General features: G+C 31.2%; 23 protein-coding genes. 17 read left to right on the forward strand and 6 right to left on the reverse strand.

Annotation, left to right across the window (positions count from 1 at the left end):
• Window positions 1-69: 69 nt before the first annotated feature.
• The 11 genes from Q0678_RS04350 to can all read left to right on the forward strand — a co-directional run bounded on the left by Q0678_RS04350 (window position 70) and on the right by can (window position 10,663).
• On the forward strand, window positions 70-939 hold the full coding sequence (locus Q0678_RS04350) for a DUF58 domain-containing protein (RefSeq protein ID WP_299054439.1): 870 nt from the start codon (window positions 70-72) through the stop codon (window positions 937-939).
• A 64-nt stretch (window positions 940-1,003) separates the two neighbouring features.
• Window positions 1,004-1,924: a hypothetical protein gene (locus tag Q0678_RS04355; RefSeq protein WP_299054440.1), complete on the forward strand. Its 921-nt coding sequence runs from the start codon at window positions 1,004-1,006 to the stop codon at window positions 1,922-1,924.
• Window positions 1,911-2,915, forward strand: a complete 1,005-nt coding sequence (locus tag Q0678_RS04360) for a VWA domain-containing protein (RefSeq protein WP_299054968.1) — start codon at window positions 1,911-1,913, stop codon at window positions 2,913-2,915. The genes Q0678_RS04355 and Q0678_RS04360 overlap by 14 nt, the downstream gene beginning before the upstream one ends.
• A 38-nt stretch (window positions 2,916-2,953) precedes the next feature.
• Entirely contained in the window at window positions 2,954-3,259 is a 306-nt protein-coding gene (locus Q0678_RS04365; RefSeq protein ID WP_299054442.1) for a four helix bundle protein, read from the forward strand.
• 92 nt (window positions 3,260-3,351) lie between these two features.
• Window positions 3,352-4,398 (forward strand): VWA domain-containing protein, encoded by a 1,047-nt coding sequence (locus Q0678_RS04370; RefSeq protein ID WP_299054443.1) that lies wholly within the window; start codon window positions 3,352-3,354, stop codon window positions 4,396-4,398.
• Between the two features lies 1 nt (window position 4,399).
• Window positions 4,400-5,209: a tetratricopeptide repeat protein gene (locus Q0678_RS04375; RefSeq protein ID WP_299054445.1), complete on the forward strand. Its 810-nt coding sequence runs from the start codon at window positions 4,400-4,402 to the stop codon at window positions 5,207-5,209.
• Window positions 5,210-5,255: 46 nt separating this feature from the next.
• Complete coding sequence (locus Q0678_RS04380; RefSeq protein ID WP_299054447.1) at window positions 5,256-7,016, forward strand: BatD family protein; 1,761 nt, start codon at window positions 5,256-5,258, stop codon at window positions 7,014-7,016.
• Between the two features lie 3 nt (window positions 7,017-7,019).
• Entirely contained in the window at window positions 7,020-7,769 is a 750-nt protein-coding gene (locus Q0678_RS04385; RefSeq protein ID WP_299054449.1) for a tetratricopeptide repeat protein, read from the forward strand.
• Window positions 7,770-7,827: 58 nt separating this feature from the next.
• A complete protein-coding gene (locus Q0678_RS04390) occupies window positions 7,828-8,070 on the forward strand; it encodes a hypothetical protein (protein ID WP_299054451.1) in 243 nt (80 codons plus the stop codon).
• 73 nt (window positions 8,071-8,143) lie between these two features.
• Window positions 8,144-10,006, forward strand: coding sequence for a SulP family inorganic anion transporter (locus Q0678_RS04395; RefSeq protein ID WP_299054453.1), 1,863 nt, complete (start codon window positions 8,144-8,146; stop codon window positions 10,004-10,006).
• 15 nt (window positions 10,007-10,021) lie between these two features.
• Entirely contained in the window at window positions 10,022-10,663 is a 642-nt protein-coding gene (gene can, locus Q0678_RS04400; RefSeq protein WP_299054455.1) for a carbonate dehydratase, read from the forward strand.
• A gap of 61 nt (window positions 10,664-10,724) precedes the next feature.
• On the opposite strand, the gene Q0678_RS04405 is transcribed toward can, so the two are convergent.
• The gene (locus Q0678_RS04405; RefSeq protein ID WP_299054457.1) at window positions 10,725-11,687 is read right to left on the reverse strand and encodes a sodium-dependent bicarbonate transport family permease; all 963 of its coding nucleotides are present in this window, start codon (window positions 11,685-11,687) and stop codon (window positions 10,725-10,727) included.
• Between the two features lie 84 nt (window positions 11,688-11,771).
• On the opposite strand from Q0678_RS04405, the gene Q0678_RS04410 reads away from it, so the two are divergent.
• Window positions 11,772-12,704, forward strand: a complete 933-nt coding sequence (locus Q0678_RS04410) for a LysR family transcriptional regulator (RefSeq protein ID WP_299054459.1) — start codon at window positions 11,772-11,774, stop codon at window positions 12,702-12,704.
• 5 nt (window positions 12,705-12,709) lie between these two features.
• On the opposite strand, the gene Q0678_RS04415 is transcribed toward Q0678_RS04410, so the two are convergent.
• The gene (locus tag Q0678_RS04415; protein WP_299054970.1) at window positions 12,710-13,213 is read right to left on the reverse strand and encodes a CvpA family protein; all 504 of its coding nucleotides are present in this window, start codon (window positions 13,211-13,213) and stop codon (window positions 12,710-12,712) included.
• An 86-nt stretch (window positions 13,214-13,299) separates the two neighbouring features.
• Between Q0678_RS04415 and Q0678_RS04420 the strand changes: the two genes are divergently transcribed.
• Entirely contained in the window at window positions 13,300-13,653 is a 354-nt protein-coding gene (locus tag Q0678_RS04420) for a hypothetical protein (protein WP_299054461.1), read from the forward strand.
• Window position 13,654: 1 nt separating this feature from the next.
• Here Q0678_RS04420 and Q0678_RS04425 read toward each other — a convergent pair whose 3' ends face one another.
• A complete protein-coding gene (locus Q0678_RS04425; protein ID WP_299054464.1) occupies window positions 13,655-14,449 on the reverse strand; it encodes an SDR family oxidoreductase in 795 nt (264 codons plus the stop codon).
• 104 nt (window positions 14,450-14,553) lie between these two features.
• Here Q0678_RS04425 and Q0678_RS04430 point away from each other — a divergent pair, with 104 nt between their 5' ends.
• Window positions 14,554-15,927, forward strand: a complete 1,374-nt coding sequence (locus tag Q0678_RS04430; protein WP_299054467.1) for a TlpA disulfide reductase family protein — start codon at window positions 14,554-14,556, stop codon at window positions 15,925-15,927.
• A gap of 4 nt (window positions 15,928-15,931) precedes the next feature.
• On the opposite strand, the gene Q0678_RS04435 is transcribed toward Q0678_RS04430, so the two are convergent.
• Window positions 15,932-16,291 (reverse strand): YraN family protein, encoded by a 360-nt coding sequence (locus Q0678_RS04435; protein WP_299054495.1) that lies wholly within the window; start codon window positions 16,289-16,291, stop codon window positions 15,932-15,934.
• Between the two features lie 2 nt (window positions 16,292-16,293).
• Complete coding sequence (locus tag Q0678_RS04440; RefSeq protein WP_299054498.1) at window positions 16,294-17,289, reverse strand: LD-carboxypeptidase; 996 nt, start codon at window positions 17,287-17,289, stop codon at window positions 16,294-16,296.
• 191 nt (window positions 17,290-17,480) lie between these two features.
• On the opposite strand from Q0678_RS04440, the gene metG reads away from it, so the two are divergent.
• The 3 genes from metG (at window position 17,481) to Q0678_RS04455 (ending at window position 22,932) form a co-directional block, all read left to right on the forward strand.
• Entirely contained in the window at window positions 17,481-19,550 is a 2,070-nt protein-coding gene (gene metG, locus Q0678_RS04445; RefSeq protein ID WP_299054501.1) for a methionine--tRNA ligase, read from the forward strand.
• Window positions 19,550-20,452, forward strand: a complete 903-nt coding sequence (locus tag Q0678_RS04450; protein ID WP_299054504.1) for a histone deacetylase — start codon at window positions 19,550-19,552, stop codon at window positions 20,450-20,452. Before metG ends, Q0678_RS04450 begins: the two co-directional genes overlap by 1 nt.
• A gap of 92 nt (window positions 20,453-20,544) precedes the next feature.
• Window positions 20,545-22,932, forward strand: a complete 2,388-nt coding sequence (locus tag Q0678_RS04455) for a hypothetical protein (protein ID WP_299054507.1) — start codon at window positions 20,545-20,547, stop codon at window positions 22,930-22,932.
• 24 nt (window positions 22,933-22,956) lie between these two features.
• Here Q0678_RS04455 and Q0678_RS04460 read toward each other — a convergent pair whose 3' ends face one another.
• Window positions 22,957-24,603, reverse strand: coding sequence for a glycerol-3-phosphate dehydrogenase/oxidase (locus tag Q0678_RS04460; RefSeq protein WP_299054510.1), 1,647 nt, complete (start codon window positions 24,601-24,603; stop codon window positions 22,957-22,959).
• Window positions 24,604-24,660: the final 57 nt, after the last annotated feature.

Raw genomic sequence — 24,660 nt, forward strand, 5'->3', positions numbered from 1 at the left:
TAATTTTTTAAGTGTTTACAATTACACGCAAACTACAATTACACTTTTAAACAACTAAACAATTACTCATTGGATACAAAGGAAATACTAAAAAAGGTTCGTAAAATAGAAATTAAGACAAAACGTTTGTCTAATGATATTTTTGGTGGCGAATACCACTCGTCATTTAAAGGACGTGGTATGACTTTTTCTGAAGTAAGACAATACCAATTTGGCGATGATGTTAGAGCCATCGATTGGAATGTTACCGCGCGTTACAACGAACCCTATATTAAAGTTTTTGAAGAAGAGCGAGAACTAACCATGATGTTATTGGTAGATGTATCTGGCTCAGAATTATTTGGTACATCAACTCAGTTTAAAAAAGATACTGTTACAGAAATTGCTGCTACATTAGCCTTTTCTGCAACACAAAACAATGATAAAGTTGGTTTAATTTTATTTTCTGATGATGTAGAACTATACATTCCGCCTAAAAAAGGGAAAAGTCATGTTTTAAGAATTATTAGAGAGTTGATAGAATTTAAACCAAAAAGCAAGCAAACAAATATTGCTGCAGCTTTAAAGTTTTTATCTAGTGTGCTAAAAAAAAGAGCCATTGTTTTTATGCTGTCTGACTTTATGAATGATGATTATGAAAAAACACTTAAAATAGCAGCAAAAAAGCACGATTTAACAGGTATTCGAGTGTTTGATAAGTATGATGAAGAAATTCCGAATTTAGGGATGATTCCTTTATTAGATGCCGAAACTGGCAAGGTACAATTGGTAAACACAGCCTCTAAATCGGTAAGAAATAGTTACAAAGCAAATGCTTTGCGTTTAAATGACTATTATACAAATATCTTTAAAAGAGGAGGTGCTGGCGCAATTAACACAAGAGTTGATGAAAATTACGTTAAAAAACTTTTAGGGTATTTTAAACAAAAAGGGCGTTAACCTCTAAAAATTAGGTCGAGTAACTTTGAGAAAAATGAACAAATTTGCATCGAAATCTATTAAAATGAAAAAACAACTATTATATATATTCTTATTTATTGCTACGCTAAGTTTTGCTCAAAAACCGATGGTAAACGCAGCTATAGACACTACGAATATTAGAATTGGCGAACAGTTTCAGTTAAAAATCTCTGTAAACGACATTCAGAATGTTATTATTCCTAAAATAGCGCTAAAAGGACTAGAAATAGTAGACTCTACAAAAGTAGATACCGTTAAAAACACCTTAATAAAAAAATATACTTTAACAGGTTTTGATAGTGGTGCATTTTACATCCCTCAGCAACAAATATTTGTAAAAAACCAGGCATTTTTAACAGACTCTTTATTGGTAAATGTGGCTACAATAGCCATTGACACTACTAAAATTAAAAAATTTCCAATAAAAGCCATTAAAAGCGAACCTTATGTTTTTGATGATTATAAACTGTATGTTTATCTTGGTTTACTTGCCTTGCTGCTAATTGCATTTGGTATTTACTGGTTTGTAATTAGAAAAAAGAACGAAGAAAAAGAAATTTTTACAGAACCGTTATTGCCTCCGTTCGAAGAAGCACTTTCTAAATTAGAAATTTTAGACAAAAAATTATTGTGGCAAAACAATAAAATAAAACAATATTATAGCGAATTAACAGAAATTGTTAGAGGTTATATTGAGCGAGAACTAAAAGTACCTGCGTTAGAAAAAACTACCGATCAGGTTTTAGACATGCTTAAAGATTTTAAAGATGCAGAAACTATTTTAACATCCGAAGAAACAATAAAAAAATTAAAGGAATTGTTACAAGAAGCAGATTTAGTGAAATTTGCAAAATCGAAACCTTTAGCAATTGAAATAGAAGAAGACAGAAAAGATGCTCAAGAAATAATAAGCAACTTAAAGCCGAAACCAATTATAGAAGAAAATAATGATGAATTGGAGTAATTTAGAATTTAACAATCCTGAGTTTTTATGGCTATTAATTGCAATACCAATCATTGCAACTTGGTATTTTTTAACGCAAAAAAGCAATGCCGCAATATTAACAATGCCAACTACAAAAGGTTTTAAAACATCGTCTGTTTTACCAAAATTAAAACCTGTTTTATACCTATTAAGACTATTGGTCTTGTCTGCAATAATTGTTGCATTAGCAAGACCAAGAAATGTGTCTGTAAGCAAAAAAACCAAGACCAATAAAGGGATTGATATTGTAATGGCTATCGATGTGTCTGCTAGTATGTTGGCAAGAGATTTAAAACCAAATAGATTAGAAGCGCTTAAAAAAGTAGCCATAGATTTTGTAGACAGAAGACCCAACGACAGAATAGGGATTGTAGTTTATGCCGGAGAAAGTTTTACGCAAACACCAATTACAAGTGATAAAAGCATTATAAAACGAACCATTTCTGAACTAAAATGGGGGCAATTAGAAGGCGGCACTGCAATAGGGATGGGCTTGGGTTCTGCCGTAAATAGACTTAAAGAAAGTACTGCAAAAAGTAAAATTATAATTCTACTAACAGACGGCGTTAATAACTCTGGTAATATAGACCCAAGAACAGCAACAGAGCTAGCCAAAGAGTTAAAAATTAAAACCTATACAATTGGTATTGGTACAAACGGAATGGCAGATTTTCCTTGGAGTAGAGACCCAAGAACTGGCAATTTACAGTTTAGAAAACAACAAGTTGAAATAGACGAAGCGCTTTTAAAAGAAATTGCTACAGAAACAGAAGGAAAATATTTTAGAGCAACCGATAATGTTTCTTTAAAAGAAATTTATGATGAAATAGATACGCTAGAAAAAACAAAGATTGAAGAATTTAAATATTACAATTATCAAGAAAAATATAGACTTTTCGTCTTTTTAGGACTCGGGTTTTTAATCTTAGAATTTATTTTAAAAAACACAATTTTTAAATCATTTATTTAAAAAGAAGTGTAATTGTTGAATCGTGTAATTGTTAAAAAATGTACTTATTTTCATTTGAGAAATTAGAAGTTTGGAAAGAGGCAATACATCTTTCTAAAGAGATCTATAAAGTAACCTCTTCTTTTCCGTCAGAAGAAAAATTTGGGTTAACAAGTCAGATTAAAAGAGCTACAAACTCGATTGCTGCTAATTTAGCTGAAGGCACATCTAGAATTACAAATAAAGACAAGGCCCATTTTACAACAATTGCTTTTAGCACAACAATGGAAGTATTAAATCATCTAATATTATCAAAAGAGTTAGAATTTATTTCTGAAGAAGAATATCAAAAATTAAGAAACTAAATTTATAAAATATCTAACATGCTAAATGCTTTGCGAAAAGCACAATTAAACAATTAAACAGTTAGACAGTTAGACAGTTACACCTATTTAAAATGTACAAAATAGAAGCACCAACTTATTTTTATTTACTAATTATCATTCCGATAATGATTGTTATTTTCTTATTGGTTTTATGGTGGAAAAAAAGTGCGCAAAGAAAATTTGCAGACGCTAGTTTATTAGAAAAATTAGCGCCCAACACCTCTACTTTTAAGTCAACATTAAAGCTAATTGTTTTACTCTTAGGAATGTTCTTTTTAATTGTTTCTTTAGTAAACCCAAAAATGGGTACAAAACTAAAAACAGTAAAAAGACAAGGGGTAGATATTGTATTTGCCCTAGATGTTTCTAAAAGTATGTTAGCAGAAGATATTGCGCCCAACAGACTAGAAAAAGCAAAGCAAATAATTACAAAAACCATTGACAAACTAGGCTCTGATAGAGTTGGAATAATTATTTATGCAGGTAATTCTTATCCGTTACTTCCTATAACTACAGATCATGCGGCAGCAAATATGTTTCTGCAAAATGCAAATCCAGATATGGTTTCTAGCCAAGGTACCGATATTAATGGGGCATTAGAATTGGCAAAAACCTATTATAATAATGATGATCAAACCAACCGTTTTTTAATTATTATTTCTGATGGAGAAGATCATCAAGAAGAAACAAAACAAGTAGCACAAAATTTAGCAAACGAAGGGGTTAAAATATATACAATTGGTGTGGGAACAGAAAGTGGCGGACCAATACCTTTAAGAGTAAATGGTTCTATGATTGGCTATAAAAAAGACAACAAAGGAGAAACTGTTATTACTCAAAGAAAACCAAAGGTTTTACAAGGCATTGCGAATGCTGCAGAGGGTAGTTATATAGACGGTAATATCACCGAAAACCCAGTAAAGCAAATTGCAGATGTGATTGCAAATGCCGAAAAAAATGAATTTGAAACAAAACAATTTTCAGATTACAAAGACCAATTTCAATGGTTTTTAGCAGCTGGTTTGCTTTTTTTAATTATTGATGTTTTCTTTTTTGAAAAGAAAACAAAGTGGTTGAAAAAAGTAGATTTGTTTAATGAAGAAAAAAATAAAAATTAACATGAAACACTTATTCAATCTTTCTATTGTTTTCTTGATGTTTTTTTCATCAACAATAATCTTTGCACAAAAAGACTCTATTTCTCAGCAACGTAAAGCTAGAAAGTTGTTGCGACAAGGAAACGAATTGTACAAACAAAAAAATTATACCGATGCTTCTGTTGCTTATCAAAAAGCGTTAACACAAAATGCAAAATATAAAAAAGCGAGTTATAATTTAGGAAATGCCTTATATGAAAATAAGAACTTCAAAGAGGCTATACCGCAATACGAACTAACAGCAGAAACGGCTAAAAATAAATTTACAAAAGCAGAAGCATTCCATAATATTGGCAATGCCATGATGGAGCAAAAGCAATATCAACCTGCTGTAGATGCATATAAAAATGCCTTAAGAAACAACCCTAATGATGATGAAACCCGATATAATTTAGCAGTTGCGCAACAGCTTTTAGAAAAAGAAAAACAAGACAACAAAGATAATAAAGACAAGAAGGATAATAAGGACGACAAGAAAGACAAAGATAAGGACGATAAAAAAAATAAAGACGATAACAAAGACGGTAAAAAGGATAAAGACAAGAAAGACGAAAAGAAAAAGGATGGTGAAGGAGATAAAGATAAAAAACAAGACCCTAAAAAGAACGAAAATAAAGAACAACAAAAACCAAAGCCTCAGCAAGGAAAAATGACACCTCAACAGGTAAAGCAACTTTTAGAGAGTTTAAACAACGAGGAGAAAAAAACTCAGAAAAAAATGAATGCTAAAAAAGCAAAGGGTAAAAAAACAAAACAAGAAAAAGATTGGTAGTTTTGCAACCAATCAGTTTTTATAAAAGAAGTATATTTTTAGATAGATGAAAGGTAAAATAGTATTTATATTCTTATTGTTAACCTGCATTTTTACCAATGCACAAGATGTCTCTTTAGTAGCAAAAGTGAGTAAAAATAAGTTGGGTTTAAACCAGCGTTTACGCATCGAGTTTTCTATAAACAAACAAGGTGGCGATAATTTTACTGCTCCGAAGTTTACTAACTTTAAAATTGTTGGTGGTCCTAGCCAGTCTGTTAGTCAGTCTTGGATTAATGGAAAAGCAAGTTTTTCTCAATCTTACACATACATTCTAGAACCTAAAATAAAAGGAGAACTTACCATTAAGCCTGCCAGTATTTTAATTGGCGGTAAAACAATAATGTCTGAGCCTATAAAAGTGATTGTTTTAGACGCTGTAGCGGTGCCTAAAGACCCAAACAACCCAAACTATGTTGCGCAACAAAACATTCATTTAGTAGCAGAAATATCTAAATCGGCACCTTATGTTGGTGAAGGTATTTATGTTGAATATCGATTGTATGTTAGCGAAAACATAAGTGTTTACGATACTGGTGTTACCGAAGCACCTAAATACAATGGTTTTTGGAATCAAGAAATAAAAGTTAATAGTTATCCTGTTAAAATGGGTAAATACAATGGCGAAGATTATCGATATATTGTATTGCAAAAAGCATTGTTAATACCTACTAAAACAGGTAAATTAACAATAGACCCAATGAAAATGGATATTGTTATTGGTGTGCCAACTGGTAGAGCAGATTTTTTTGGAAATGTAATTACTAGAAATATTAGAAGAGAATTTGCATCCACTAAAAAAGTAATTCGCCCAAAAAGTCTTCCTTTAAATGGAAAGCCTGCAAACTTTTCTGGTGCTGTTGGTGATTTTAATTTTGATGTTGCCTTAAAGAATGACATTTTAAAAGCCAATGAAAGTGCTCAATTAAAGGTTGCTGTTTCTGGTAAAGGAAACCTAAAATTATTTGAATTACCAGAAGTTACTACTCCTGTAGAATTAGAAAAATACCAACCCGAAAGAAAAGAAAGTGTAAACATAAACGCTGGCGGTATTTCTGGTTCAATCTCTGATGTGTATACAATAGTACCGCAATACAAAGGAAAATATAAAATACCAAACCTCTCTTTCTCTTATTTTAATCCGAAAGAAAAAAAATACCATACCATAACTAGTAACGATTTTTATGTTGATGTTTTACAAGGAAAAGAGCTACAACCTGCTATAGTAGAAAATGAAGTACAAAAACAAAACGTTATAGCTACTGGTAAAAACTTTAGGTATATTGCTACAAAAACTTCTTTTAACAAAATTGCAACCACCGATTTCTTTAAATCTAACAGCTATTACTTGTTATTATTACTACCATTATTTGCAATACCTATTGTAATTTTTATCAGCAAGAATAATGAAAAAAGAAACAAAGATTTTGCAGGCAACAAACAAAGAAAAGCAGAAAGGTTGGCTAAAAAATATTTACAAGAGGCTAGCAAACACTTAGGTAAAAAAGAGGCTTTTTATGAAGCTTTAGAACGTGCCTTACATAATTATTTAAAAGCAAAACTAGGTGTTGAAACTGCAGAAATTAGTAAAGAAAACATTACAGAAATATTAATGGATAAGCAGGTAGAAGCTACAACAATCAATCAATTAATTGATGTGTTAAAAAGTTCAGATTTTGCAAGATACACACCATTTACTGCAACTCAAATGAAAGAAGAGCTAGAAAAAGCCAAACAAGTAATTATTAAATTAGACAAACAGTTTTAAGATATGAAAAAATTTGTTTTTTTAATGCTATTCATTATCACCTCTATAAGCGCACAAGAGGTAGATAGCTTATTTGTAAGCGCTAACAATTATTATAAAAATGGCGACTATAAAAATGCAATAGAAGCTTATAAAAACATTGCCTCTAAAGAATTAGTTTCTTCTGAACTTTTTTATAATTTAGGAAACGCCTACTATAAAATAAACAAAGTAGGACCCGCAATCTATTACTATGAAAAAGGATTAAAGCTAAACCCTTTACAAGAAGATATAAAAAACAACTTAGTGTTTGCTAAGCGCTTGGCCTTAGATAATATTGAAGCCTTGCCAAAGACCATTTTTCAAAAAATAAACATAAACTACTTACAAAAACTAAGCTATAACCAATGGGCAATTGTTGTTGTAGTTGTTTCATTTTTTACCAGTCTTTTATTTTTACTATTTTATTTTGCAAGCTCTCCAGCAAAAAAAAGAGGCTATTTTACATTTAGTATTCTAAGTTTATTGTTACTTTTAACAACAGTATCTATCACCTATAACCAATATGGTTTTAGTAAAAACAACATAGAAGCTATTGTTTTTAGCACAAAAACAGAAGTTAGAAATGCACCCACATTAAATGCAGAAGAAGTATTTACATTACACGAGGGCGCAAAAGTTTTTGTTTTAGATGCAATTGATAATTGGAAAAAGATTAAATTGGCTGATGGAAAAGTTGGCTGGATCATTGCTGACGAAATAAAAGAAATATAAAAATTTGATTACAAGAAGAATAACTATCATATTAATATTCATTTTTACACTTTTTATTGTGAGTCCTGCAATAATTTCTGTGGTAGAGAAAAACGTTGATATGTCTATTCTTTTTAACATAAGCGAAGAGGAAAATAGTAAGACAGAAATTTCTAAAGTCTTTGATTTAGAAATTGACCAACAAAAAAGTGCGTTCTCTATTTTTAATTCTTTAAAAGAGCACGCTAACATTCCTTTTTATAGTAAAGAATATACCCCTATTTTTTTAGAAAAAAGTTTTCCTCCTCCCGAATTAGTATAACATTCTCTAAAAAAATCAACCCATTTAATTTTAACGAAACCTACCTTTATAACACGTAGGTAAAATAATAATTATGAAAAAAATATTTTCTAACATTAAAGGAGATGCTTTTGGAGGTATTACAGCAGGTATTGTTGCCCTACCTTTAGCACTCGCATTCGGTGTCTCTTCTGGCCTTGGCCCTACAGCAGGTTTATATGGCGCTATTTTTATCAGTTTTTTTGCAGCCCTTTTTGGAGGCACAAACACTCAAATATCTGGGCCAACTGCCCCTATGACTGCCGTAAGTATGGTTGTTATTGCCGGTATTATTGCTGCTAATGATGGCGATGTTACCAAAGCCTTGCCCGCAATTTTAACTGTATTTGTATTGGCTGGTTTGTTTCAAATTGGTTTGGGAATTATTGGTTTGGGTAAATACATCCGTTACATTCCCTACCCTGTTGTTTCTGGTTTTATGACTGCAATCGGACTTATAATTCTTTTAACACAAGTACTTCCTTCTGTAGGATATTATCCAAAAGAAGATACTGAATTTGTATCAACATTTAAAGCTCAAGCAGAAGAGGTTATTTTAGAAAACATTTTAAAAGAAGAAGCTGGCGAAGGTATTTTAGTCTTAGAAAATTTTAAAGAAACAATCAGTAGAGCTTCGCAAATTTCTTCGGATGATATCTTAAAAGAATCGCAAACTTTAGCCGCAAAAGAGACCTCTGGTGCTTTGGGTGCAATTAAAGCCATTCCGAAAGCACTAAAAAACATTAACTTACTAGAGTTATTGTTAGCACTTGGCACCATTGTTATTATATATGGTTTTAAAAGAATTACAACTAAAGTACCAAGTACACTGGTTGCATTAATTGTAGTATCTGGCATTGCTGTTTTCTTTGGATTGGATTACCGAACAATACAAGAAATTCCTAGTGGAATACCACAAATTAAATGGGAAATTTTTACAGGTTTTTCTCTATCCAGTCTAACACCCTATATTTTTACCGCTTTAACGCTAGCGCTTTTAGGCGCTATTGACTCGCTATTAACCAGTGTGGTTGCAGACAACATGACTAAAACCAAACACAAGCCTAATAAAGAATTAGTTGGGCAAGGTATTGGTAATACGATAGCGGCCTTATTTGGTGGTATACCAGGAGCAGGAGCAACTATTAGAACCGTAGTAAATATAAACGCCGGTGGTAAAACAAAGCTTTCTGGTATGATTGCTGGTTTAATGTTACTTGTAATTATGTTAGGTTTAGGCCCTGTAGCATCTAAAATACCTGCAGCAGTTTTGGCAGGTATCTTAATTACTGTAGGTATTGGGGTAATGGATTATAAAGGTCTAAAAGCGATTCCTAGTTTGCCAAAAGACATTAAATTAGGACCACTAAAGTTAAGTTCTGAAGTACTAATAATGATAATTGTTTTATTATTATCTACCTTTTGGAATTTAGTTTATGCCGTAGGAATCGGACTTGTAATTGCTTCTTTAATGTTTATGAAGAAAATAGGCGATTTAACAGCTGAAAGATCTGATGTTAAAGCGTTGGATGAAGAGGCTTGGCCTGATGAAAAAGGATTTCCGAAGAATTTAAAGGAAGAGGTTTTTATCAAACACATTAAAGGACCTTTGTTTTTTGGTTCTACAAGTGATTTTCAAGCGTTATCCGAACAAATACCTGATACTGCTAAAACAGTAATTATGCGTCTAGGTAGAATGCAATATATGGATCAATCGGGGCTTTATGCTATGGAAGACATGTTGCAAGATTTAAAAACAAAAAATGTAGAAGTATTGTTTGTAAACTTACTACAACAACCTAGGTATATGATGGAACGTATTGATATTATTCCAGATTTTATACCTAAAAATCATATTTTTAAATCCTTTGACGAATGTGCTAAATGGATTCAAAAAAATATAAAAGATACAAACTAACAAAATCAAAAAATTATGAAAAACACTTATTATCACCAACTATTAGACAATAATAAAGATTGGGTACAAAAGAAATTAGACACAGATCCAAAATATTTTGAAGAACTATCTAAAGGTCAAAAACCGCCTGTTTTATGGATTGGTTGTGCAGATAGTAGAGTGCCTGCAAACCAAATAACGGGCACCTTACCAGGAGAAATATTTGTGCATAGAAATATTGCAAATATGGTAGTACACACAGACATGAATATGTTAAGTGTACTAGATTATGCTGTAAATCATTTAAAAGTAAAACACGTTATTGTTTGCGGTCATTATGGTTGTGGTGGTGTACAAGCTGCAATGCAGAATAAATCTTTAGGGTTGATTAATAAATGGATCAGAAATATTAAAGAAGTATACAAAGATAATTATACCGAACTTAAAAAAATACCAGACGATCAAAAGAGGTTTGATAGATTGGTAGAGTTAAACGTAATTGCACAAGTATACGATTTGGCAAAAACATCGATCATTCAAAGCGCCTGGAAAAGTGAATCTGGCCTAGAAATACATGGTTGGGTGTATGGTTTAAATGATGGTATTATTAAAGATTTAAAAGTATCTATGGATAGTGCCGCTCATTTAGATGATATTTTTACATTAGATTTAGATTAAATACATAAAAAAGCCATCAGAAAAATTAATCTTCTGATGGCTTTATAAAAAATAATAGCCCTTAAAACATTTGAATTACTGCATAATAAATGGGCATACCAATAGTAATATTAAAAGGAAAGGTAATACCTAAAGCCATGGGCACGTAAATACCTGCGTCTGCTCTAGGTTCTGCTAGTTTCATAGTAGCAGGAACCGCAATATAAGAAGCGCCTGCAGCTAAAATTGCAAACAACAATCTATTGCCTTCACTAGAGGTGATGTATTGACTAAAATACGCTACAACTACTCCATTTAGTAGTGGTATTACAATACCAAAAACAAATAAGAAAATACCGTGCTTTTTAAAGCCTTTAATTCTACTGGCAGTTAGCATTCCCATTTCTAGTAAAAATAAAGATAAAAACCCTTTAAAAATATCTGTTGTAAAAGGCTCTATACCTCTTGCCTGACTTGCATCGGCAACCAAACCAATTACCAAACTACCAATAAGCATTAATACGCTACCACCGGTAAAAGAATGAGCTACTAACTTAGGAATCGATTTATTTTCTTTGCGAGTTTTATCAAAAAGAACAATTAAAACAACTCCTACAATAATGGCTGGCGATTCCATAATAGCCATAATAGCCACCATATGACCGCCATAGCTTATACCCTGATTTTCTAAAAATGCAACTGCGGTTACAAAAGTTACTGCACTTACAGAGCCATAAGCTGCAGCAATTGCGCCTGCATTTGGAGTACCCACTTTTTTCTTTAACAAAAAGAAAGAATACACAGGGACAATAGTAGAAAGGATAATTGCAAAAATAATTGAATACACTATTTCGGTATCAAAAGTACTATGAGAAAGCTCTTGACCTCCTTTAAAACCGATGGCAAATAGTAAATAAAGTGAAATAAATTTTGAGGAAGAAGCAGGTATTTTTAAATCGCTTTTTACAATAGTTGCAAAAATACCCAAAATAAAAAATAATAGAACTGGGTTTGTTAAGTTGCTAATTAAGACATCTACATTCATTTGTTTTTGTTTTTTGGGCAAAACTAACACCTATAAATCATATATTTTTATTTAAATTTGTTATGTTATACATAACAATAATTTATGAATTTTACTTTACATCAATTAAAAATATTTACAACAATTGTAGAAAAAAATAGCATTACAAAAGCTGCGAATATGTTAAATATGACTCAGCCAGCGGCTTCTATTCAATTAAAAAATTTTCAGAACCAGTTCGAAATTCCTTTATCAGAAATTATAGGAAAACAATTTTATGTTACAGAATTTGGAAGAGAAATTTACGAGAAGGCTACCGAAATACTAAAAAAAACAGATGAAATAAAGTATAAGACAGCTGCTTTTAAAGGATTATTGTCTGGTAAATTAAGCCTCTCTGTGGTATCTACAGGAAATTATGTAATTCCTTATTTTTTAAATGGTTTTCTAAAAAAACACCCTAAGGTAGAGTTGGTTTTAGACGTTTCTAACAAAGCAAAAGTGGTGAAAGATTTAGAGCAAAATTTGGTTGATTTTTCTTTAGTTACTGTAACACCGAAACATTTAGATTTGTTAGAACTGCCTATTATGGAAAATAAACTTGTTTTGGTGGCTTCTAAAAATAGCGAACTGACAAAAAGAAAAGGAGAATCTATTTTAAAATCGACCCCATTAATTTTTAGAGAAGAAGGTTCGGGAACAAGACATACCATGCAACAATTTTTTAAAAAAGAGAAAATTTTACCAAAAATTAAATTAGAACTTACTTCTAATGAAGCTATTAAACAAGCGGTAGTTGCTGGTATTGGAGCGTCTATTGTCTCTCTTTTAAGTATTAAGAATGAATTGCATCAAAAGGAAATTAAAATAATTCCTGCAAAGGGACTTCCATTAAAATCTGATTGGAAACTAATTTATTTAAAAAACAAAAAACTATCTCCTGTAGCAATTGCCTTTTTAAATTATGTGAAAACAGAAAAAGAAAATGTTATTAAAAACGATTATGGTTGGTTAAAAACACTAGACAGCAAAGGGTAACAAAATTACTCTTCTGAAGATTCTATATGTTCTTTAATAATTGAAGGAAAAATAGTTGGGGCAATTTTTTTAACGGGTTTGTATAAAATAGAGGTGTTTAATGTTTCTTTTTTAACAAAAGGGATGGTGTCATTCATTTTTCCGAAGAAAATAAAGACAACACTTAAAATTAAACCTATTTTTAAGGCTCCGAAGACGCCACCTACAATTTTATTGATTATACCTAATGATGCAAAATCTGCAATTTTAGTTAGTAATTTACCTAGTAAAGAAATTGCGATGATAATTACCACAAAAGTGATTGCAAAAGAAACTAAAGAAACATATTCTGCCTGCCAAGAAACGGCTTCACTTAAATAATCTGATATAAAATAAGAGAAATGAATAGCGCCGTATACACCAGCAACTAATGCCGCTAAAGAGGCAACCTCTACAAATAACCCTTTCATTAAACCTCTTACAAAGCCAAAAAGTAATAATGCAGCGATAATAATATCAAAAACATTCATAAAAAATAATTTTTTCAAACCTACATAATTTTTTTTACAATTTAAAAATGTCGGTTGTATCTTTGAGGGACTAAATAAAACACAAAATGCCAGAAATAGTTAGTTTAAAAGAAAAATGGAATTTATTAATAGAAAAGCTAACCAAGCAATTTGCCGAAGGTGATACTTTAAATATTGATGCTGTTATTTACTTGGTGGGCGTTCAAGAATTAGGACAAGGACATCGGTCTTTTAAAAAAGACGAAAAGGTAAACCTAATGCACATTGCAATTTGTAAATTACTAGAACCATATGGGTATTATGAGTTTGATTATTTTGATGAAGACGGTTGGCCACACTATAAAACACTTACAGAATTGCCAAACCTGAAACCAGGAGAACAAACTGTTTTAATGAAAGAAGCGATTGTAAATTACTTTGAAAATCTAAAGTTTATTTAGGCTAAGTAACACTCATTTTTCTTACTAAAACAGCAAATAAGTTCGGCAAAAAACGTTTTACATAGACGCCTAATTTTTCTTTTGAACCAGCAATATATACTTCTTTTCGGTTGTTTTTAATCGCCTTTAGCATTTGTATGGCACACTTTTCTGCAGACATTCCGTTTTCTGTAGCAGCATCCATTTTACCTAAAGCTTGTCCGTTACCTGTTAAGGCATTCTTAGAAATATTGGTCTGTACAAAACCAGGACAAAGCAATGTTACAGAAATATTATTGTGATGATTTTCTGCCCGTAAACTATCAAAAAAACCATGCAACGCATGCTTACTAGCAGCATAGCTAGAACGCAAAGGGGTGCCAATTTTACCCACAATGCTTGTAGTAACAGCAAAAACTCCTTTGTTTTTAGCTATAAAATGTGGTAAAATAGCTTTGGTTAACGCAACAGTGCCTAAATAATTAATATCCATTAACTGCTTATCTACCGCTATCGAGGTGTTATTGGCCAAAGAACGCTGACTAATACCACCATTGTTTATTAAAATATCAATACTACCAAAACAAGCAATAGCTTCTTTGGCTTTTAAGTGTAAATCGCTATAATTTTCTAAATCTAAAGCTACTATTTTTACTTGCTCTTTATCAATGCATAGACTTCTTACCGCTTCTAAAGCTTCTTCTTTTCTAGAAGACAAAATTAGTTTTGCGCCTTTTTTATTTAATTCTAAGGCCAAAGCTTTTCCTATGCCAGAAGAAGCGCCTGTTACCCATACAACCTTATTAGAAAAATACATGTTTGTTTTTTTGTTACAAGATACCGAATTTGTTTCAGAAATAGTATTTTTGGTATTGTTGTTAGAATAAAGGATTTACAAGAAATAAAAAACCTATCGTAAAAATGAAACAAATACTTATTTTATTACTATTCATTAGCTCTTTTACACAGGCGCAATTTTCTGTAAACGGAACACTAACAAGCTCTTTAGAAACAGACTGGGTTATTTTGTATAAAATAGAAGGTGCAAGACAAAAGTTTATACAAAATACAACGCTTAAAAAAGATAGTGTTTTAATTGATGGTGAAAAACAAGAAATAAGTACTTTTAAATTCGATTTATTACAAGACACAAAAAAAGGCACCTATAGAATTAGTTATAAAACGGATGGTACTGGTTTTTTAGATTTTATTTTTAATAATGAAAATGTAAGTGTGGCGTTTCATCCAGAATATCCAGAACAAACTGCTATTTTCTCTGAGTCTGAAGAAAATATTGTTTACAGAGAGTACCTTAATGAAATTTTGCCCGCACAACAAAAATTAGATTCTCTACAAATTACTGCATTACAACAACCAAATATAAATCTAAGTTCTAATTACGTTAGCCTACTGTCTCGTATTCTACAAATTCAATCAAAATACATTACTGAAACGCAAGGCATGTATGTGCAACCTTTTATAAAAGCGACTTTAAGAACTAATTCGGATGAAATTAAAACAAGTGCAAAAGAGTATATGACAACCATTTCAAGTACTTTTTTTGATCATATGGATTTTTCAAATCAAGCGCTAAAAAGCTCAGCTTTTTTAATCAACAGAATTACAGATTTTGTATTCTACATCAACTATTCTGAGAACCCTGAAGTTCAGCAAAAAATTTATAAAAAATCTATACAAACAGTGTTTTCTAAAATTGATGATGATGCCTTTAAAAGTGAGGTAATTGAGTTTTTAATTGCGCAATTTGAAACAACTAAAAACTTAGAAATTATAGATTTTTTATTTGAAGAATACTATGATAAACTACCAGAAATACATCAAAACACAACATTTGCTTCTGAAAAAAAGAGTTTGTTTGCCTCTGAAATTGGAAGAATTGCTCCTGATTTTAGTTGGGTAGAAAATGGAAAAACACTACAATTACTATCTTTAGAAGAAGCCAAAAACTATGTGTTGGTTTTTTGGAGTACAACTTGCTCACATTGTTTAAAAGAAATTCCTGAAGTACACACCTATTTAAATGATAAAAAAGACGTAAAAGTTATAGCCGTTTCTTTAGAAAAAAACGATTTTGGCTGGAAAAACAAGATTGTTAATTTATCTAATTGGCACCATGTACTAGGCTTGAACAAGTGGGAAAATAAGATTGCTAGAACTTACAACATCATGGCTACACCAACCTATTTTGTTCTAGATAAAGACAAAAAAATTATTGCAAAACCAGCGGAGTTAGAAGATTTAAAACTATTTATAGAAGGAGTTTCAGAAAAATAAACACTTAAAAATATAAAAAAGCATCTTTTAAATGTGTAATCTCTATATTGTTTTTTTGATGTAAAATAGCAACAATATCAAACCGCACCTCTGCGTCTACATCTCTTTGAACTACATAATAATCCATTGCAGAAACCATTAGCTTTATTTTTTTAGCATTAACAGCGTCTTGCGGGTCTTGAAAATAATCTGAAGACCGTGTTTTTACTTCTATAGCAGCTAAAATTTGACCTTTTTGAGCAATAATATCTATTTCGGCTTTTAAATAACGATAGTTGGTTTCTAAAATTTTATAGCCTTTTTTTATTAAAAAATCAACCGCAATTTTTTCGCCTTCTTTACCAAGTTCATTGTGTTGTGCCATTCTTAATTTTTAGAAAAATCTAGCAAACAATCTTCCATATCAACCTCTAAAGATACTTCTCTACCAAAAATTAAAGCTCTATTGTCGGGTTCGTGACCTGCCGGAAAGTTGAATAAAACGGGTATATCTTTAGGAATGGCTTCTAAAATTAATTGCTCTACAGAACTACCCCAATTAGTAGAATTCTTTTTAATTAAAGACAGGTCTCCAATAATAACAGCCTTAACTTTGGTAAAATAACCTGCACGTTTTAAGCTTTGCAACATTCTATCTATCGAGTATTTGTATTCGCCAACTTCTTCAATAAAAAGAATTTTATTATCAGTATTTAATTGACTTTCAGAACCTAACATAGACGCTAATATGGCTAAATTACCTCCTATTAATTGTCCTTTTAATTCGTTAATGTTTAACTGGCCTTTTCTATTGACTTCTTTATCTGTAAAGGCGTAACTTAATGTTTCTCCAAAAAGTGCTTTCTTAAAACTTGCAATGGTATTGGTAGTTTCGGCTGGTTTTTCTTCTAAGCTGGTAGCCATCATTGCATGCAAGGTTTCGAAACCTAAATGATGAATATGGTTGTGAAAAGCGGTAATATCAGAATAACCAATTACCCATTTTGGATTTTTTTTAAATTTTGAAAAATCTAACTTATCAAGTATTCTTACAGAGCCATATCCGCCTCTTGCAGCCCAAATAGCTTTGATATTTTTAGCATCTAATGCATCTTGAAAATCTTGACAACGCTCTGCATCAGTACCAGAAAAATGATTATTTTGGTTGAATAAATTTTTACCTAAAACAACTTTTAAACCCCAACTTTCTAATAATTTTTTAGCTTTTTCTATGGTTGCAGCTCTACCTTTTAAAATTCCTGCAGGTGCAACAATCGCAATTGTATCTCCTTTTTTTAGATATGGAGGCGCGGTTAATTTTTCTTGAGCATTTGTTATTAAAAAACTCAATAAAAGTAAAAGTGTACTTATTCTATTTTTCATTTCTATATATTTTGTACCAACCCAAACCTACCGTAAAACCAATAGAAGTTTCTTTAAAGCAGGTCTTTTTCTTATCAATAGCTGTCTAAAAATAGACTTATTGTAAATGTAGTAAAAAACCATGGCTTTTAAAAGGCTCTTTTTTGTACTTTTGCGCTACATTTTTTGTACCTAAAATTAAGAGAAACACTATGAGTGCTCCAAAAAGATATACAATTACAGCAGCTTTACCCTACACAAATGGCCCTATACATATTGGGCATTTAGCAGGTGTGTACGTTCCGGCAGATATTTATGCGCGTTATTTGCGTTTAACAGGCAAAGATGTTGCCTATATTTCTGGTTCTGATGAACATGGTGCAGCCATACCAATGAGGGCAAAGAAAGAAGGTGTTTCTCCGCAAGTTATTATTGATAAATACCACACAATTATTAAAAAATCTTTCGAAGATTTTGGGATCTCTTTTGATAATTATTCTAGAACTTCTGCGCAAGTACATCACGAAACTGCTTCAGAATTCTTTACAAAAATGTACAATGATGGTGAGTTTGTAGAAGAGGTTTCTGCACAATTATACGATGCAGAAGCAGATCAATTTCTTGCAGATAGGTTTGTGGTAGGAACTTGTCCGAAATGTGGATTCGAAGAAAGTTACGGAGACCAATGCGAAAGTTGTGGTACCTCTCATAACGCAACAGATTTAATCAATCCAAAATCTTCTATTACCGGAAATACTCCTACCATTAAAGAAACAAAACACTGGTTTTTACCTTTAGACAAACATGAAACATTTTTAAGAGAATGGATTTTAGAGGGTCATAAAAAAGACTGGAAACCAAATGTATATGGTCAGGTAAAAAGTTGGATTGATGACGGATTAAGACCTAGAGCCGTAACTAGAGATTTAGATTGGGGCATACCTGTACCCTTAAAAGATGCAGACGGAAAAGTGTTGTATGTTTGGTTTGATGCGCCAATTGGCTACATTTCATCAACCAAAGAATGGGCAGAAAGAGAAGGTAAAAACTGGGAAGATTACTGGAAAAAAGACGATACAAAATTGGTGCATTTTATTGGGAAAGACAATATTGTTTTTCACTGTATTATTTTCCCGAGTATGTTAAAAGCGCATGGTGATTATATTTTACCAGACAATGTACCTGCTAACGAGTTTTTAAATTTAGAAGGCAATAAATTATCAACTTCTAAAAATTGGGCTGTTTGGTTGCACGAATATTTAGAAGAATTTCCTGATCAGCAAGATATTTTGCGTTATACATTAACTGCAAATGCACCAGAAAGTAAAGACAACGATTTTACTTGGAAAGATTTTCAGGCAAAAAACAACAACGAATTGGTGGCTATTTTTGGCAACTTTATAAACAGAGTTGTAGTTTTAACCAACAAATATTACACAGGAATTATACCTACACCTAACGATTTTACAGAAGTAGATGAAGATGTTTTAGCTGCTTTAAAAGAATTTCCGAACACGATTGGAAAATCTATACAAAGATATCGTTTTAGAGAAGCAAGCCAAGAATTAATGAATTTGGCAAGACTAGGAAACAAGTATTTAGCAGATGAAGAACCCTGGAAAGTAATAAAAACAGATGCAGATCGAGTGCAAACAATTATGTACGTTGCGCTACAAATTTCAGCTGCATTAGCGGTTTTATCTGAGCCATTTATTCCTTTTACTGCTAGCAAACTAAAGGGTATTTTAAATATGAATAGTGATGTTTTAAAAAATTCTTTAACTTGGAAAGAAGTTAGTGAAAAAGACATTTTAATTCCTGCAAATCATCAAATAAATAAAGCAGCGTTGTTGTTTTCTAAAATTGAAGACCAAACAATAGCGACTCAAATAGAAAAATTGGAAGCAACAAAAATTGCCAACGAACAAGAAAACAAAGTTATAGAGCCACAAAAAGAAACGATAGAGTTTGACGATTTTACCAAATTAGACATTAGAATTGGTACTATTTTAGAGGCTGAAAAAGTAGCGAAAACTAAAAAGTTGTTAAAATTAAAAGTTGATGTTGGTATCGATACAAGAACCATTGTTTCTGGTATTGCAGAGAGTTTTTCTCCTGAAGATATTATAGGTCAACAAGTATCTGTTTTGGTAAATTTAGCACCCAGAAAAATACGTGGTGTAGAAAGCCAAGGAATGATTTTAATGACCGATACACCCGATGGTAAATTGGCTTTTATGGAGCCTGAAAAAGCGGTAAAAAACGGACAACAAGTTAGTTAATGCTAAAAATAGCATATCACCCAATTTACAAACATGAATTAAAAGAAGGACATCGTTTTCCTATGGAAAAATATGACCTTTTGCCTCAACAATTACTATACGAAGGAACTTGTAAAGAAGACAATTTCTTTACACCAGAAATAGCAGATAAAAGCCATTTTTTAACAGTACATGATTCTGATTATTTTTCTGATTTAGTAAATGGTACGCTTTCTCAAAAAGCAGCGCGTAAAATTGGTTTTCCGTTATCAGAAACTCTAATTAAAAGAGAAATGATTATTGCAGACGGCACTATCAAAGCATCAGAATTTGCTTTAAAAAACGGAATTGCAATGAATATTGCTGGTGGTACACACCATGCGTTTTCTAATAGAGGCGAAGCTTTTTGTATGTTAAACGACCAAGCCATTGGTGCAAAATATCTTCAAAACAAAGGCCTTGTAAATAAGGTTTTAATGATAGATTTAGATGTACATCAAGGCAACGGAACTGCAGAAATTTTTAAAAATGATGCTACCGTTTTTACATTTTCTATGCACGGTAAAAGTAACTATCCTTTTAAAAAAGAAATATCTGACTTAGATATTGCCATAGAGAACGATGCAAAAGACTTAGAGTATTTATCAATTTTAAAAGAAACTTTACCAAAACTCATCCAGCAAGAAAAACCAGATTTTATTTATTATTTATGTGGTGTAGATGTTTTAGAAACAGATAAACTAGGCAAAATTTCGCTAACCATAAATGGTTGTAAAGAAAGAGATCGGTTTGTTTTACAAACGTGCTTCAAAAATAAAATTCCGGTTATGTGCTCTATGGGTGGCGGATATTCACCAGACATAAAAACGATTGTAAATGCACATGCAAATACGTTTAGACTTGCTCAAGAATTGTATTTTTAAAAAAGACAAGTAATGTAAATTATTTATAAAACAAGCATCTTTTTAATAGTGAATTGGCATAGTTTTTGTTAATTTATAATTAAAAAAATAATATGCAGCTAAAAGAAAAAAAGTATTTCAGACCTATTGTATTAATATTATTAATCTCTCAATTCTATAGCTCTGCACAAGAGTTATATAAAGAAAAAAATATTGATACGGCTTTCTATCAATTTACACAAAAGCCTAGAGAAATTGCATACGTTCACTTAAATAAATCTACTTATATCGTAAATGAAGATATCGGCTTTACTGCATATCTTTTTAGTAAAAATGATAAGAAACTGTCTTTAGCGACAAAAAATCTTTACTGCGTAATTAAAGATAAAAATAACACAACAGTAAAAGAACAATTGTTAGAAGTAAAAAATGGAGTTGCAAACAACCTTTTTAAAATAGACTCTTTATTTTATTCTGGAGAATATACTTTTTTGGCCTACACAAATTGGATGAAAAATTTTAATGAACAAAACTTTTTTGCTTCCTCTTTTAATGTAATAGACCCAAATAAAACAAAAAGTATAGAGAATGAAAGTATTTCTAACCAAATAGATGCTCAATTTTTACCAGAAAGCGGTCACTTACTTTATAACATTAGAAACACAGTTGGAGTTATTTTAAAAAACAAACTTGGCTACGGTGTACCAAATGTTACTGGTGATATTATTGATGAAAAAAACGAAGTAATTACCTCTTTTAAAGTTAATGAACTTGGTATAGGTAGGTTTTCTATTGTTCCAGAAAAAAACAAAAGCTACACTGCTAAAATTACATGTAATGACGAAACTAGTATTTATAAATTAGATAAAATAGCACAAAATGGTATTATTCTATCTGCTATTCAGAAAAGAGGCGATGTCATAATTTCAATAAAAACAAATAATTTTACATTTAAAAACTTACAAAATGATAGCTATAAAGTAACACTTCATAACGGAACTAGTGTTACTTCATTTCCTTTTGACTTTACTGAAAAAACAGTTACCAAAATCTTTAAAAATGAAAATTTAACTCCTGGTATTAATATTTTTACTCTTTTTGATGAAAATAATAACCCAATTGCAGAAAGAATGGTTTTTAACCATGAAGGTATTAAGATTGCAAAGGCCAGTGCAATTAAAGTAAAAAAGAGATCAGATTCTTTGGCAATCTCATTTACCTATAAAAATGTAGATACTACAGCCTTAAACAATTTTAGCATTTCTGTATTGCCTTTAAAAACAAAAAGTTATACTCAACAACAAAATATTCTTTCTCAAACCTATCTACAACCTTATATAAAAGGCGCTATCGAAAATCCGCAATTTTACTTTAAGGACAATAGCAACGCTACAAAATATTATCTAGACAATTTACTATTAACACAAGGTTGGAGCAGCTATTCTTGGTATCATATATTTAATAGTTCGGCTAATTTAAATCACTTTTTTGAAAAAGGAATTACCTTAAAAGCTACAATAAACAATCCGTTAGGTAGTAAATATGTAATTTATAGTGGTAACAGTAGAAAGCCAAATTATTATGTTTTAAATAAAAATGAAAACGAATTTTTGGCAACAGATCTTTTTCCAAATTCAGAGGAGAGCATTAGAATATCTAAAATAGAAAATAAAGGAAAATTAGTACCCGCTAGATTGTATCCACAATTTTACCCAAACAATATACCAGAATTAAATAAAGAATATACCTTATTTAAAGATACGCAAAACATTGTCGTGGAAGAAAACACCATGAATAATGAAACACTTATAACCAACTCTATAAATGAAGTACAAGAAATAGATGAGGTAATTATAAAAGCGAATTTAGAGGAAAGAAGAATTGAGAAAATAAAAAGTAAGTCTTTTGGTAGAGCTGTAATTTTAAGCGATGCCGACAGAAAAGAAGGGGCAAACTTAGCTACTTTTTTAAACGCCAGGGGGTTTAATGCTTTTGATGATTTGGCCGGTAACTTTAGTATTAAAGCTAGAGGTGCCATCTCTATTAATGCCGGAGATACCCCGGTAATTTATTTAGATGGAATGCAGCTTTTTGACTTTAGTATTTTATCTAATTTTGATATGTCTATTATTGATTACATAGAAGTAAATAGAAATGGATTCGGAGAAGGCATCCGAGGAGGTGCAGGAGTTGTTAAAATTTTTACAGACCCAAGTTTAACCGTTGTTAAAAATGATACTAAGAGCACACAAGAGTTTCAGTTTCCGGTTACTTTTAGCAAAGAAAAAATATATTACACCCCTAAATATCAAAACTACAATAGTTCTTTTTATAGATCTTATGGTGTAATCGATTGGTTACCTATCAATAAAATTGATAATAAAAATAACATACAATTTAATATAGAAAACATACAATATAACAGTGTGAAAATATTTATTGAAGGTTATTCGAACGATGGTACTTTTATTTCTGAGACCAAAGAAATTGTACTAGATTAATTTTTTAACACATTAAAAGAGGTATTACTCGAAAGTAACTGCCTCTTTTAAATTTTTATCTAAAGTACTTAAATGTATATCCGCAGTTTTATCATCCCAAAGAAACGTATTTTTAAACTCTTGTAGCACTATACTTTTATACTCTTTTACGCTAGGCATATCAAAAAACAATCTTCCTGTTCTTCTCATAAAAAAGTCGGTTGGTGTGCAAGCCATTTCGTAGTTTATAGTAAACCAAACTTCTGCTTTTATTAACCTTTGTTGTTGATTTTCATCTAATAGAGTATCAAATTTCTTTAAAATTACATCTGTTTGTTGCCCATAATTGTACACTAAATATTCTGCATCTTTTTGTGTAAAACCAACCTCTGCTATTCTATTGTAAATAGCATCTATATAACTTTTAACCTCTTTGTAGTTTTTAAATGCACTACCAGAAAGAACAATCTTCTTAGTCTTAATTTCTTTAAAATCTTTATCAAATCTACGTTTGTACTTTTTTGCAACTAAGTCTACAATACGTTCTGCCATTTTTCGATAGCCTGTAAGTTTGCCGCCAGCAATTGAGATTAATTCTGTTTCTGAAACAAATAACTCGTCTTTTCTAGATAATTCTGATGCAGATTTACCCTCTTCATGTATTAACGGACGTAAACCAGCCCAAGAAGACTCTACATCATTTAAAGTTATATTAATTTCTGGAAACATATTGTTAACTGTAGAAATTAAATAAGTAGCATCTACCAAACTTGTGGCTACATTGTTTTTATCTTCTTGATAATTGGTGTCTGTAGTTCCGAAATAAGTAACTTTACCACGTGGTATTGCAAACATCATTCTACCATCTGGCACATCAAAATAAACAGATTGCTTAACAGGTAATTTATCATGAGGCACCACTAAATGAACCCCTTTTGTTAAGTGTAATCTTTTACCTGTTTTAGATTGGTTTGTTTGCCTTAATTCATCTACCCATGGACCTGTTGCATTTACAACATATTTTGCTTTAATAGAAAAACTTTTATCTGTAAACATATCTTTAACCTCTGCACCAACTACTCGGTTCTCTTTATAAATAAATGAAGTTGCCGCAGTATAATTTAAAATTGTTGCCTTATAATTTAAAGCCGTTTTTAACACTTCCATTGTCAATCTAGCATCATCGGTTCTATATTCGGCATAATACCCTGCGCCATTTAAAATTTTATTTGGCAACAGTGGTTCTTGTTTTAAAGCTTCTTTTTTATTTAACATCTTTCGTTTGTCTTCCCCTTCTACAGATGCTAAAATATCATACACTTTTAAACCAATTGACGTAAGCCAAGAACCATAAGTTCCGCCTTCTATTAAAGGTAAAATCATTTTTTCTGGCACTACTAAATGCGGTGCTAAATCATGTACAATTGCACGCTCTGTACCTACTTCTTTTACCAACCAAAAGTCGAATTGTTTTAAATAACGTAACCCTCCATGAATTAATTTTGTTGATTTACTTGAGGTACCAGAAGCAAAGTCGTCTTTTTCTATTAAAGCTACCTTCATTCCTCTAGAAGCCGCATCAAGAGCAATACCTGCACCTGTTATACCGCCACCAATTATTAGCAAATCGAACTCTGTCTCTTGTAAAGATGAAATGTTTTGTTTTCTATTTAGGTAAGAAAAATTAATCATAGTCTACATTTATTTATAAAATTACTTCTTTGCAAAATATGAAATTTTAACTATACA

It is taken from the genome of uncultured Polaribacter sp., from assembly GCF_947497125.1.
Taxonomy (GTDB): domain Bacteria; phylum Bacteroidota; class Bacteroidia; order Flavobacteriales; family Flavobacteriaceae; genus Polaribacter.

What these genes read in the sequence shown, in the direction of transcription:
- Q0678_RS04355 (WP_299054440.1), top strand. Translation starts at nt 1,004, where the DNA reads ATGAAAAAACAACTATTATATATATTCTTATTTATTGCTACGCTAAGT.
- Q0678_RS04360 (WP_299054968.1), top strand. Translation starts at nt 1,911, where the DNA reads ATGAATTGGAGTAATTTAGAATTTAACAATCCTGAGTTTTTATGGCTA.
- Q0678_RS04365 (WP_299054442.1), top strand. Translation starts at nt 2,954, where the DNA reads ATGTACTTATTTTCATTTGAGAAATTAGAAGTTTGGAAAGAGGCAATA.
- Q0678_RS04370 (WP_299054443.1), top strand. Translation starts at nt 3,352, where the DNA reads ATGTACAAAATAGAAGCACCAACTTATTTTTATTTACTAATTATCATT.
- Q0678_RS04375 (WP_299054445.1), top strand. Translation starts at nt 4,400, where the DNA reads ATGAAACACTTATTCAATCTTTCTATTGTTTTCTTGATGTTTTTTTCA.
- Q0678_RS04380 (WP_299054447.1), top strand. Translation starts at nt 5,256, where the DNA reads ATGAAAGGTAAAATAGTATTTATATTCTTATTGTTAACCTGCATTTTT.
- Q0678_RS04385 (WP_299054449.1), top strand. Translation starts at nt 7,020, where the DNA reads ATGAAAAAATTTGTTTTTTTAATGCTATTCATTATCACCTCTATAAGC.
- Q0678_RS04395 (WP_299054453.1), top strand. Translation starts at nt 8,144, where the DNA reads ATGAAAAAAATATTTTCTAACATTAAAGGAGATGCTTTTGGAGGTATT.
- can (WP_299054455.1), top strand. Translation starts at nt 10,022, where the DNA reads ATGAAAAACACTTATTATCACCAACTATTAGACAATAATAAAGATTGG.
- Q0678_RS04405 (WP_299054457.1), bottom strand. Translation starts at nt 11,687, where the DNA reads ATGAATGTAGATGTCTTAATTAGCAACTTAACAAACCCAGTTCTATTA.
- Q0678_RS04410 (WP_299054459.1), top strand. Translation starts at nt 11,772, where the DNA reads ATGAATTTTACTTTACATCAATTAAAAATATTTACAACAATTGTAGAA.
- Q0678_RS04415 (WP_299054970.1), bottom strand. Translation starts at nt 13,213, where the DNA reads ATGAATGTTTTTGATATTATTATCGCTGCATTATTACTTTTTGGCTTT.
- Q0678_RS04420 (WP_299054461.1), top strand. Translation starts at nt 13,300, where the DNA reads ATGCCAGAAATAGTTAGTTTAAAAGAAAAATGGAATTTATTAATAGAA.
- Q0678_RS04425 (WP_299054464.1), bottom strand. Translation starts at nt 14,449, where the DNA reads ATGTATTTTTCTAATAAGGTTGTATGGGTAACAGGCGCTTCTTCTGGC.
- Q0678_RS04430 (WP_299054467.1), top strand. Translation starts at nt 14,554, where the DNA reads ATGAAACAAATACTTATTTTATTACTATTCATTAGCTCTTTTACACAG.
- Q0678_RS04435 (WP_299054495.1), bottom strand. Translation starts at nt 16,291, where the DNA reads ATGGCACAACACAATGAACTTGGTAAAGAAGGCGAAAAAATTGCGGTT.
- Q0678_RS04440 (WP_299054498.1), bottom strand. Translation starts at nt 17,289, where the DNA reads ATGAAAAATAGAATAAGTACACTTTTACTTTTATTGAGTTTTTTAATA.
- metG (WP_299054501.1), top strand. Translation starts at nt 17,481, where the DNA reads ATGAGTGCTCCAAAAAGATATACAATTACAGCAGCTTTACCCTACACA.
- Q0678_RS04450 (WP_299054504.1), top strand. Translation starts at nt 19,550, where the DNA reads ATGCTAAAAATAGCATATCACCCAATTTACAAACATGAATTAAAAGAA.
- Q0678_RS04455 (WP_299054507.1), top strand. Translation starts at nt 20,545, where the DNA reads ATGCAGCTAAAAGAAAAAAAGTATTTCAGACCTATTGTATTAATATTA.
- Q0678_RS04460 (WP_299054510.1), bottom strand. Translation starts at nt 24,603, where the DNA reads ATGATTAATTTTTCTTACCTAAATAGAAAACAAAACATTTCATCTTTA.